Source organism: Photobacterium makurazakiensis (assembly GCF_050336715.1).
Taxonomy (GTDB): Bacteria; Pseudomonadota; Gammaproteobacteria; order Enterobacterales; family Vibrionaceae; genus Photobacterium; species Photobacterium makurazakiensis.
The window spans coordinates 1-2,716 of record NZ_JAKJSJ010000133.1; the positions used below are offsets into that span (position 1 = coordinate 1).

Consider the following 2,716-nt stretch of genomic DNA (forward strand, 5'->3'; position numbering starts at 1 on the left):
ATTATAAATATACAGTAGAGCCTGATTTAGATACTCTTTTCAATTTATTGAACTCGATACATAGCTTGAATGATAGGTTAGAAACATCACAGAATGCGAACTTTTACGATAGTGAAGAGTTCATAGCACTGAAAGCACTACGTAATCTATTTCATCATCAAGAAGAGCTTTTAAATAGGTTACTGATAATTCCGTTCGAGAAATTGCCTCAACTAATGACGGATATGCTATACGCATGCCTTGTGCCTGCATCGCTTGTCGAGTTGTCAATTGAAGGAATACCTAAAAAGTTTAAAGCAAAAGAAGAAGTAACTATTCGCAAGGTACTTCATTGGTATCATGATGTAGTAAATATTAACCCATGTGTTTTTAACTTTGCTGTTCATATATATGAAATGCTGTCTTCGTTAGGTGTAGAGCTTAAAAGTGAAGAGTTTCTGCTATTTCAGGATTCATATCTTGATGAGCAATCACATGGGCATGACCATTATATTGATGGCAAAATTTATGTAGGTGCTGGAAGCGTTTCTGAAATACTATCAATAGCATACAATCGAAATTGCATAACAAAGCAATCAAGGTGATGCGTTACACTCGGCGGTTTTGGTACGGAGTTCGGTGCGCTTTGCTGGTTCAGTGGGGCACACCTTATTGCAGGCGTTAGCAATTCCAAGGAAGGATTATTCATCAAATGAAAATTAAACATCTATCCATTAGTTCAAAAGTTCCTGAAAGAAGCGCGGCTATTTTAGCTGAACTTACATCAGGTGAAGTGAAGCCCTTTCCCTCAAAGACAATGGAAAATGCTTGGCTTTGTATCTGGGATGAAGGTGAAAATGAGTTAATTGAGTTTATTCCCAACCAATATGCCTTGTGCTATGGAGTGCATGCTGCAGTTTATGAACGGCAGGATAAATCTCAAGAATTTAATGCTTCTCATTTTATGCTGGAAGCAAACAAAGATATTAATGAGCTAGCTAGAATTGCTGATAAGCATGGTTTGGTGCATCGATTTAGAGCAAGGTTTGGTGGGCCTTTATACGAGGTTTGGCTTGAAGATAGTTTACTTGTCGAGTTTTGGTCACGTGAGATACAAAACTACACGGTGAATAAAAATTGCTAACAAGGCCATCAAGGTGATGCTTTACACTTGGCGGTTTTTGTATGGAGTTCTGTGTGTCTGGTTGGTTCATCGTGGCACACCTTATGGCAGGCGTTATGTACTTTTTTAAATTAAGCGAAACAAGGAGTGTTCGTGTCTGATTTAAGTTATTGGTTGCTATTTTTTTCGACTGCGTTTGCTTTAAACGTAGCCCCTGGACCTGATCTTCTTTATATACTCACTAAAACAATAGCGAATGGCAAAAGGGTAGGTATTGCATCAGCATTAGGTGTTTGTACAGGCGCACTCTTTCATGTGTTTGCTGCTTCTGTCGGGTTATCTGCTATTTTGGTTTCATCGGCATTTGCATTTTCTATTGTCAAATATATTGGTGTCGGGTATTTATTATATCTTGCCTATCAGTCATTTTACTCTGCGGGGACAAGCTTAAATATATCTGAAAATGAACAACCAAAAGAATCTGCTTGGGTCGCTTTTAAGCAAGGCGTTCTGGTTGATATATTGAACCCTAAAGTTGCCATTTTCTTTATGGCATTCTTACCTCAGTTTATTCGAGATGGTAATGGCTCAGTGCCAATCCAACTAATGTATTTGGGGCTACTTGTTGTGTTAGTCGCCGTGGTTGTTGAGGTTCTTTATGTACTTGCAGCATCAAAATTGACGGAAAAAGTCAGAAGTAGCCAAAGATTAAGCGTATGGCTAGATCGAACCGTGGGAACAATATTCATTGCTCTAGGTATCAAGTTAGCAGTGAGTTCAAGTACATAACAAACTGTGCAAGTTGACCCTTAACACGTGGCATTTTCAGTATGAATTGACTAGTGTGATTACGGTGTAATGTTTGGGCTTAGGGGCGGGCAACTTCACAAGGGCGTTACTTGCTTCAATGAACAGTTTAAGTGTTTATCGTACATATCAGGAGTCTTATGGGGTATATTGTAATCTTTCTTTTATTTTGTATCGGAGTGTTCGGTCTTTTAGGTTCTTTTTTATTAACTATTTATTTAGGTATGTTGATTAAAAAGTATGATCCTGACGGTTACCGAGATATATTTTGGTTTAATTTTCCCGTATCACCATATCATGTACTATTTTATGTTAATTCTGAAAAGAGTTCAGACCGACTTCCTAAGTCGAAGCATTGGATTCTATATAGTATAAAAAAACTAATGATATCTATGCTTGTATCATTTTCACTATTGATTTTGGTTATTTTTTTAAAAAATATTTAGGTTTTCCTTAAATTAGGTTTAAAAACTTGATACCGCACGCAACTAACAAGAACATCAAGTTGACGTATTTTACTGCGCATTTTTGGTGTAGAGTCCGGTGCGCTTGGTGAGTTTAGTGGGGCGCAACTTATGTTAGGCGTTATATGCCATTATTCCTTACAGTTTAAGTGTCATGGCCGCTGTTTGTTTTGTGGTTTCAATGTGGGTCGCAATGCCGTGAAAATTGTTCCGTGACTTGGTGCGGTTTACCTAAATCTCATGCCAATATTCATTGGTATAAATAGCTTTGTCTCTTTCAAATTCATGAATCCGCACTGTTGAATTTCGTGTTGGTTAGTTATGATTTCAGTGTTTACTAAGT

3 protein-coding genes are annotated in these 2,716 nt (G+C 37.6%); all 3 read left to right on the forward strand.

From position 1 onward, the window contains the following. Positions 1 to 584 (forward strand): hypothetical protein (locus L4D09_RS28655; protein WP_428460934.1); only part of this gene is annotated, 584 nt, incomplete at its 5' end. A gap of 107 nt (positions 585 to 691) precedes the next feature. Beyond that, on the forward strand, positions 692 to 1,123 hold the full coding sequence (locus L4D09_RS28660; RefSeq protein ID WP_428460935.1) for a hypothetical protein: 432 nt from the start codon (positions 692 to 694) through the stop codon (positions 1,121 to 1,123). Positions 1,124 to 1,255: 132 nt separating this feature from the next. Beyond that, positions 1,256 to 1,891, forward strand: coding sequence for a LysE family translocator (locus L4D09_RS28665; RefSeq protein WP_428460936.1), 636 nt, complete (start codon positions 1,256 to 1,258; stop codon positions 1,889 to 1,891). The last annotated feature ends 825 nt before the right edge of the window (positions 1,892 to 2,716 follow it).

Coding starts and splice junctions, on each gene's coding strand:
- L4D09_RS28660 (WP_428460935.1), top strand. CDS start 692: ATGAAAATTAAACATCTATCCATTAGTTCAAAAGTTCCTGAAAGAAGC.